This window comes from Peptoniphilus gorbachii (assembly GCF_016908115.1).
Lineage (GTDB): Bacteria > Bacillota > Clostridia > Tissierellales > Peptoniphilaceae > Peptoniphilus_A > Peptoniphilus_A gorbachii.
The window spans coordinates 23,136-31,834 of record NZ_JAFBDH010000015.1; the positions used below are offsets into that span (position 1 = coordinate 23,136).

Consider the following 8,699-nt stretch of genomic DNA (forward strand, 5'->3'; position numbering starts at 1 on the left):
TATTTTATCACAAATAATTATTTCAATGTCATTTAAAAAAGCTCCATTATTTATTTATTTCCTTTATTTGAAATATAAGTCCTTATTTCTATAAATTGATCGAGACTTCTGAAAACTTGAAAAACTGCTGAACGAACTATAAATTCTTCATGATCTTCGGGTAATTTCATCATTGTGAAATGATCTTTTAAATATTTTATTTCTTTTCTCACACTTGCCATATCACCTTGCGGACTTAAACTATCAGCTGTTTTAATTAAAATATCTGAAACATATTTACCCTCTTTATATTCTGGCGGAATGGTTGATAAATCATAATACATTTCTTCAAGTAGATCCATTTCTCTTTCTCTAAAACGGATATTATGTAAAATTTCACCACTATTTTCTATTAAGTTGTCATTTTCTCTTGCTGCAATTTCAATTGCTTTATCTATATTTTCATCGAGTCTTTTAATCTTATCTTCATATTCCTTTACATCGAGATTCTTCACAAGAGAATGTCCAAATAAATTTAATATAAATCTCATGTCATCATCAATACTTTTTATTAAATTTTTTAATTTGCTTGTACTGTTTGGGGCATATAAATTCGTAAGCATAGCAAATCCAGTTCCTATAACAACAAGTGCCATTTCATTTATAATAATGCCTGCATTAATTTCTCCAAAAGCAAGTAAATGTGTGACAATTACACTTGAAGGTCCAAGGACTAGTTCGATTTTTAATAAAAAGGAAACTGGTACAAATAAAAGTAAATATAACCCAAAAACCCAAGTCTTATATCCAAAACTTTCAAAACATATGCCACCAATTATTAGAGCTATCACAGCTGAAAGACTTCTCTTTAGTCCACCTTTTATAGTTGCCCTCCTTGTTTCAAAAATATTTAAAATAGCAATAATTCCTGCAGCTGAAGCAAATTCAAGAGAAAGTTCATTTGAAAGAATTATTGCAGCAAGAGCAGCAAAGGCAGTCTTTAAAGTTCTTACTATTATATTTTTATTCATAAATGCCTCCTTTTTAACTATTATATCATTAAATATTTTAAAAAAATAAGAGCCTAAGCTCTTATTAATCTTCATCATTATTTTCACTGTCATCATCATTTGTAGTTCCAGTTCCAACTACAACAACTTTATCCTTAGGAAGGTAATAGGATTTGGAAATTTCTTTTTTATCTACTACTTCCCCATTTTTTATTATTTCCTTATAAGTTTTATAAGAATAACCTCTAGCTCCACTTTCTCTTACAGTAGATTCTCCATCTGGCAAAGCATCTGAATAAATTGTGTCAACTCCAGGACTAACTGTACCTAAAAGCTGTGGAATTATTTTGACTTCATAATCTCTGTCGCTTCCATTTCCCAAAACTTTGAAGTTTAATTTTTCTCCATTTGCTTCAGATAAAATCAAAATTGGATTATTTGTATTGTTTTTAAATTTTAAATCTTTATAACCTCTAGCCACAGCAGCATCTGTGCCAAGATCCACATAATGAATAGGTCTTGAGTGATTGTGTCTTTCTGTAATTTCTAAATCAGATAAAATTAGAGAATTATAAAGAGTCGTTGAAACTTGACAAATTCCTCCTCCAATTCCACTTTCATATTCTCCACCGACAATTACTGTTGCACTTTTAAAGCCTGTTTTTTCAGAAATTTCTCCTACAACATCATTAAAGGAAATTTCATCTCCAGGATTTAATTTCATATTGTTAAACTTTGAGGCTGCAAGCCTTATGTTTTCTTTACGATTTTTTATAGAAGATGAATAATCTGTTTCAAAATCTCCAAGTTTTTTGTCAATTCCATCATAATAATTGGAATAAATTTTTGGCTCTGTTTTATATACTGGAAGTTCAATCTTATCTTCATGCAAAATATCTAAATTAATTAGGTTTTTTGCCTCATTTATATCCATGTATCTTCCAATTTCTGAATCTTTTATGGTAACACTGCCATCTTCATTTATTATTGGATAAGCATCAAGAGCTTTCTTAAAAATTTTACTTCCGATATTTAAGATTACTTCTTCTCTCTTAGTATCGTCTATATCTGCTTTTGCCACAAAATTCTTCTTATAAATATATCCCTTAATTATGTCAAGATAGTTGTAAAATAAATTGTCAGACCTGCCATAAGAATAAGCCTTATTTATGGCATCTTCCAAATTTAATTTATAACCAAAATCCTTTAATGGAACTGGAACACTAATGTCTTCATAAGTAAAATTAACTACCTTATTTTTTATCATCTCATCTGTAACAGATTTAACTTCCTTTAAAGCATCTTCTTTAGATAAGTTTGACACATCAATATCTTCAATTCTTACTCCCCTATGCATATAAGGGTTTGTGTATTCTTCAGTAAAATACATTACAGATATGAAAAGTAGCATCAAAATAAGTGCAAGAGTAATTAGAATTTTTTTATTAATATTTAAAATTTTATTTCCTAAATTTTCCATTAATATCAAACCTCGTAGGATCTACAAATTTTATTTATAGTGCAGCTTTCACATCTTGGGTTTCTTGCTGTGCAGCATCTTCTGCCGTGAAAAATAAATAAATGATGGGCCTTAGTCCACCTATTTTTGTCAATTTTATTTTGAAGGGCTTTTTCTGTATCTAAAACATTTTTCTCGTGAACAAAACCAATTCTATTGCTGACCCTAAAAACATGAGTGTCAACTGCAATAGCAGGCACCCCAAAGGCAGTAGAAGCAACAACATTGGCTGTCTTTTTCCCAACTCCAGGAAGCTTCATAAGCTCAGAAATTGTATTTGGAACTTCTCCATTATAATTTTCTAAAATTACACTAGAACTTGCCTTAATATTTTTTGCCTTATTTCTAAAAAGTCCACATTCTTTAATTAATCCCTCTAATTTATTTATATCCATGTTTGCAAAGTCTTCTGGCTTATTATATTTTTTAAACATTTCACTTGTCACTTTGTTAACTCTTATATCAGTGCATTGTGCTGATAAAATTGTTGCAACTAAAAGCTCAAAGGGACTTTTGTGGTCTAGTTCACAGTGTGCATCTGGGTAAGTTTCCTCTAATATGTCAAGGCATAAACCTGCCTCTTCATGAGTTAAAATATCCTTCATAATCTCCTCTATAAAATTTCTTTTTCTATATTCATAATTTCAATTTCGCTGTAAGTGTTAAAAAACTGTATAACTCTTTCTATAGTTTCATCTACAACTTTTTTGTCATTTGAGACTGTGGAAAAACCGATTAGGCTTCTTTGCCACTTGTCGTTTTCGCCAACTTCAGCAATTGATATATTAAATCTATTCTTTGACTTCTCGATAATACTTTTTACCACAGACCTCTTTGACTTAAGAGAGTCTGCTTCGTAAATAAATATCTCGCAAGTACATATTCCTATTATCATAAATATTATTATAACATGAAAGGGAAAATCTTTTAATTAATTATTAATTTTTATTAATATCTAAGCTAGTTTTTGATATAAAATGGAAATTAGCTTGATTTTATGTTATATTTTAATCGCGGAGTTACCGCAAATAAAATATTTTAGGAGGAATCATGAAAAGGATTACTTTAGTCTTAACTTTATTTCTAGGAGTACTACTTCTAGCAGGATGTTCTAACTCAAAGGACAAGGCAGGAGATAGTGACAAAAAAGGTGAAGAAAACACACTAAGAGTAGCTATGGCTACAGAAATAGATTCGTTAGATCCCTTTAAAATGACAGCTGGTGACACAGAAACTATTATGGATCAAGTTTTTGACGGATTATTTGATGTAGACACAGATGGAAGTTTGATTCCTGATTTAGCAGAGAGTTATTCTGTCTCAGAAGACGGAAAAACCTATGACTTTAAGTTAAAGAAGGATGTTTATTTCCACGACGGAAAGAAATTTGGTGCTGAGGATGTTTTATATACCTATGACGCCATGGCAGGTTTGACATCAAAGGAACCTCTATCATCAAAATTTGCAATTATTGACAAAATTGATGTTATAGATGATTTAAATGTTAGAGTTCATTTGAAAGAAAGACAAAATGGATTTATTTATTTAACACTTAGACCTATTGTGGAAAAAGATTATAAAGATAATGGAACAAAACCTATAGGAACAGGTCCTTATGAATTTGTTTCCTACACACCAGGCGAAGGTTTAAAACTTAAAAAGTTTAATGATTATCACAAAAAAGACCATATAGCCCACTTTGAAAATCTTGAAGTAATAAGAATTACTGATAGACAGACTATGATTATGGCTTTAAAAAATAAGGATTTAGATTTAGCAGATCGTATTTCCGCTGAAGAAGCAGATCAACTTAAAGATGTCTGCACAGTTAATAACTTCCCACAAAATTTGGTACAAGTTATGGGCTTAAACAATGACTTCAAAGCTTTCCAAGATAAAAATGTTAGACTTGCACTAAATTATGCAATTGATAGAGATGAAATTATAGAATCTGCAGCAGAAGGTAAAGCTACGAAATTATTCTCATCTTTTTCTCCAGCTTTAAAGGAATATTTTGAAGATTTAGGAGAATATTACCCACATGATGTTGAAAAAGCAAAGGCTCTATTAAAAGAAGCTGGCTATGAAAAGGGACTAAGTTTTAAATTAACTGTGCCAAGTGATTATAAGTACCATATGAACACAGCTGAACTTATTCAATCTCAACTTCAAAAAGTTGGTATAGAAGTTACAATTGACCCTATTGAATTTTCATCTTGGCTAACAAAAGTTTATAAGGATAGAGATTATGAAGCTACAGTTGTTGGTTTTATTGGCTATCTTGATCCAGTTCAAATTCTAGGAAGATACACTTCTCAAAACGAAAAGAACTATATAAACTTTAAGTCCAAGGATTTTGATGCAGCAATAGCCAATGCAGAAAAATCTTCTACAAAAGAAGAAGAAATAAAAAATATTAAAAAATCTCAAAAAATTCTAGCAGAGGAAGCTGCTTCAGTTTTTATTGCAGATCCAGATAACAACCAAGCTCTAAGAAATGGTTTAACTGGCCTAAAGCAATACCCTATTCAAAAATTAAATCTTGAGGATGTAAAATTAGAAAATGAGTAAAATAATTTTTAAAAAGCTAATATCTCTCTTTCTTACCTTATTTTTTGTAAGCCTAATAATTTTCTTTGTCTTTCAAGTTCTTCCTGGAAACCCAGCGGAAATTATTTTAGGAACAGAGGCAGATGAAGCTCAAGTTCTAGCTCTTGAAAAAGAGCTGAGACTTGATAAGCCAATTTTAGTAAGGTATGGAAATTGGATAAAGGATATTTTAAAACTAAATATGGGCACTTCTTTAAAATACCAAGTTCCTGTCAAGGATCTTTTTTTAAAGAAACTTCCAGTAACTCTATATTTGACATTTTTTTCTTTATTTTTGTCACTTATAATTGCCATTCCTTTATCTATTCAAATAACAGCAAAATCAGATAAATGGTATTCATCAATTATTACAGCTATTACGCAACTTGGAATTTCTATTCCATCTTTTTGGCTTGCCTTTTTACTCATTTATTTATTTGCAGTAAAACTTGGATGGTTTAATACCCTCTCCTACAATGCAATGAGTGGGAACTTTTTTGAGAAACTTTATAAATTTTTCTTGCCATCTCTTGCCATTGCCATACCAAATATTGCAACAATAATAAGATATATGCAATCGGCAATTTTAGATGAAATAAATAAGGACTATGTTAGAACAGCAAGAATGAAAGGACTACTTTTAAAGGACATTTTATATAAACATGTACTTAGAAATGCTTTAATTCCAGTTATAACTATTATTGGTATTAGTATAACTTCAAGTATAGGTGGAAGTCTTGTGGTGGAAAATGTATTTTCACTACCAGGAATTGGTTCTTTAATTGTACAGTCAATTTCATCAAGAGACTTTCCTCTCATTCAATCAGTTGTACTTGCCGTTGCCTTTATGGTTATTTTTATTAATTTACTTGTAGATATTATATATAAAATTGTAGACCCAAGGATTAGAGGTTAATATGATTAGAGAAAATAAATTATCAATAAAAATCGGAAAAATTATCTTAATCTTTTATCTTTTACTTTTCATAATTTCAATATTTTGGACTCCCTATAATCCCAATGAAATTGTAACAGCTGATAAATTTTTATCTCCTTCCTTTGAGCATCTCTTTGGGACAGACAATATGGGAAGAGATATTTTATCTAGAATAATGGAGGGAACTAAAATTACAGTTTTACTTTCCTTTGGCACTGTATTTTTTGCTCTGGCTTTTGGAGCCTTAATTGGAGCAACTGCAGGATATTTTGGTGGAAATGTAGACGAAGTTTTGATGAGATTTATAGATTCACTTATGGCATTTCCTGGTATTTTATTTGCCATGATGCTCGTCTTTGTTTTTGGTGCAGGAATTTTAAATACAATTATTGCTATAGGTACTATGTCTATCCCCTACTTTGCAAGAGTTGTAAGAAGTGGTTTCTTACAAGTTAAGGAATCTGTTTTTGTGAAGTCTGCTATTGTAAAAGGTGGCAGTCCCCTCTATATTGCAAAAAATCATATTTTTCCAAATATAAAAAATCAACTTATGGTTGCAATAATACTTTCTATTTCTTCAGCAATTTTATCTGAAGCTGGACTTTCTTATTTAGGTCTAGGTGTTAGACCTCCTCACCCTTCTTGGGGAAGAATGTTAAAAGAATCTCAAGCATATTTTGCTCAAGCACCTTGGTATTTTATATTTTCAGGACTAAACCTTTCTCTTTTAGTGCTTGGTTTTACTTTGTTTGGTGAAAATTTCAGAAATAAGAGACTAAAGGAGAAAAAAGGATGAATAAATTATTAGAAGTAAGGGACTTGACTGTTGCCTTTGATTTAAATGGAGAGCTAAAAAATGCTGTAAACCACATAAGTTTTGACCTCTATGAAAAAGATTTTGTAGGCCTAGTCGGTGAAAGTGGCTGTGGAAAAACAGTTGCCACACAAACTATTTTGGGAATACAAAGTATTGATGCTCATATTTTATCTGGTTCATGTAAACTAAAAGATGTAGAAGTTTTAAATATGTCTGAAAAAGACTGGCAAAAATATAGATCAAGATCAATTTCTACAATTTTTCAAGAACCAGGTTCTGCTCTTAATCCACTTCAAAAAGTTGGCAAACAAATTGAAGAAATTTTAGAAATTCACTATGATTTTACTAAGGAGAAAAATAAAAAAATAGTTTTAGAAACTATGAAAAAATGTGGACTTAGAGACACCGAAGCCCTTTATAATAAGTATCCACACGAATTATCTGGCGGTATGCAACAGAGAATTGTAATTGCAATGAGTCTTATTGCAAACCCCTATGTCTTAATAGCCGATGAACCAACAACGGCACTTGATGCAAATATTGGAAAACAAATTATTGAACTTTTTGAAGACATAAGTAAACTTTACAAGGGTGCAATTCTTTTTATCTCTCATGATTTGAATTTAATTGAAAGAATTTCCAAGAGAGTTTTAGTTATGTATGCAGGACGTATTGTGGAAAGTGCAGATACCAATGAACTTATAAAAAATCCTATGCACCCTTATACAAAAGCTCTAATTAAAGCTGTGCCTTCCTATAAAAAAAGAGGCGAAAAACTTTATAATATTAGAGGAAAGGTGCCTGCTCTTAAAAATAGAAGCAATGAGGGTTGTCCTTTCTGGGATAGATGCGATTTTACAAAGGAAATTTGCAAGGAAAAATTCCCTGAAAGTATAAATTTCGATGGACATATGGTGAATTGTCACTTATTTGGAGATAAAAATGGAAGAAATACTAAAGATTGAAAATGTAGGAAAAATTTATAAATCTTCTTCTCTATTTTTTAGGAAAAAAGCAAATGTTGCCTTAAAAGACATCAATTTTTCCATTTACAAGGGTGAAATTTTTGGTCTAGTCGGAGAAAGTGGCTCAGGAAAAACTACTCTAGCCAATATTATTCTAAGACTAATAAAAGCAAACCAAGGAAAAGTATTTTTTAAGGGTAAGGATATTTCTAAATTTTCTAAGGAAGAACTATTTAAATATAGAAGAGAACTACAAGTAGTTTTTCAAAATCCCTATTCGGCATTAAATCCAAAGAAGACAATTGGATTTGCCTTAAAGGAAATTTTAAATATTCATAATCTATACAGTGAAGAAGAAAAAAACCAAAGAGTTTCAAAAGTTTTAAAAGATATTGAACTAGAAGAAGATATTTTAAATCAATACCCTGGCAGTTTATCTGGGGGACAAAAGCAAAGAATTGCCATAGGTCAAGCTCTTATAATTAATCCAGAGTTTTTAATCATTGACGAGGGTGTTTCGGCACTAGATGTAAGTATTCAGGCACAAATTTTAAATTTGATAAAATCTTTGCAAGAAGAATATAATTTTACTTGCCTATTTATTTCTCACGACTTAAATGTCATCTCTTACTTGTGCGATAGGATTGGCGTCCTCTATAAGGGTGAACTTGTGGATTTATTTAAGACCGAAGAACTAAAAAATCAAGAAAGAAATGAATATACAAAAAAATTGTTCTCTTCAATAAAATTTGATTAAGATTATAAAAAAATAAGCTGTAAATAACTTTTGATGTGTACCCATAAAACTGGACACAATATTTAGTTAATTAATTGTAGTGGATGCTAACCTATACTTTGTAGGTGGCATCCATTTTGTTTTTGA

The 8,699-nt window shown here is 30.5% G+C and carries 9 protein-coding genes; 5 read left to right on the forward strand and 4 right to left on the reverse strand.

Annotation, left to right across the window (positions count from 1 at the left end):
* Positions 1-50: 50 nt before the first annotated feature.
* The 4 genes from JOD41_RS08990 to JOD41_RS09005 all read right to left on the reverse strand — a co-directional run bounded on the left by JOD41_RS08990 (position 51) and on the right by JOD41_RS09005 (position 3,403).
* Positions 51-1,010, reverse strand: a complete 960-nt coding sequence (locus JOD41_RS08990) for an aromatic acid exporter family protein (RefSeq protein ID WP_205052542.1) — start codon at positions 1,008-1,010, stop codon at positions 51-53.
* A 64-nt stretch (positions 1,011-1,074) separates the two neighbouring features.
* Positions 1,075-2,469 (reverse strand): VanW family protein, encoded by a 1,395-nt coding sequence (locus JOD41_RS08995; protein WP_205052543.1) that lies wholly within the window; start codon positions 2,467-2,469, stop codon positions 1,075-1,077.
* Positions 2,470-2,474: 5 nt separating this feature from the next.
* Positions 2,475-3,113, reverse strand: coding sequence for an endonuclease III (nth, locus tag JOD41_RS09000; RefSeq protein ID WP_205052544.1), 639 nt, complete (start codon positions 3,111-3,113; stop codon positions 2,475-2,477).
* Between the two features lie 8 nt (positions 3,114-3,121).
* Complete coding sequence (locus JOD41_RS09005) at positions 3,122-3,403, reverse strand: DUF503 domain-containing protein (protein WP_205052545.1); 282 nt, start codon at positions 3,401-3,403, stop codon at positions 3,122-3,124.
* Between the two features lie 155 nt (positions 3,404-3,558).
* Here JOD41_RS09005 and JOD41_RS09010 point away from each other — a divergent pair, with 155 nt between their 5' ends.
* The 5 genes from JOD41_RS09010 to JOD41_RS09030 are packed head-to-tail and all read left to right on the forward strand — an operon-like array spanning position 3,559 to position 8,573.
* The gene (locus tag JOD41_RS09010; RefSeq protein WP_205052546.1) at positions 3,559-5,079 is read left to right on the forward strand and encodes an ABC transporter substrate-binding protein; all 1,521 of its coding nucleotides are present in this window, start codon (positions 3,559-3,561) and stop codon (positions 5,077-5,079) included.
* Positions 5,072-6,013 (forward strand): ABC transporter permease, encoded by a 942-nt coding sequence (locus JOD41_RS09015; protein WP_205052547.1) that lies wholly within the window; start codon positions 5,072-5,074, stop codon positions 6,011-6,013. Before JOD41_RS09010 ends, JOD41_RS09015 begins: the two co-directional genes overlap by 8 nt.
* Before the next feature lies 1 nt (position 6,014).
* Entirely contained in the window at positions 6,015-6,830 is an 816-nt protein-coding gene (locus JOD41_RS09020) for an ABC transporter permease (RefSeq protein WP_205052548.1), read from the forward strand.
* Positions 6,827-7,816: an ABC transporter ATP-binding protein gene (locus tag JOD41_RS09025; RefSeq protein WP_205052549.1), complete on the forward strand. Its 990-nt coding sequence runs from the start codon at positions 6,827-6,829 to the stop codon at positions 7,814-7,816. Before JOD41_RS09020 ends, JOD41_RS09025 begins: the two co-directional genes overlap by 4 nt.
* Positions 7,794-8,573, forward strand: a complete 780-nt coding sequence (locus JOD41_RS09030) for an ABC transporter ATP-binding protein (RefSeq protein ID WP_205052550.1) — start codon at positions 7,794-7,796, stop codon at positions 8,571-8,573. The genes JOD41_RS09025 and JOD41_RS09030 overlap by 23 nt, the downstream gene beginning before the upstream one ends.
* Positions 8,574-8,699 lie beyond the last annotated feature (126 nt).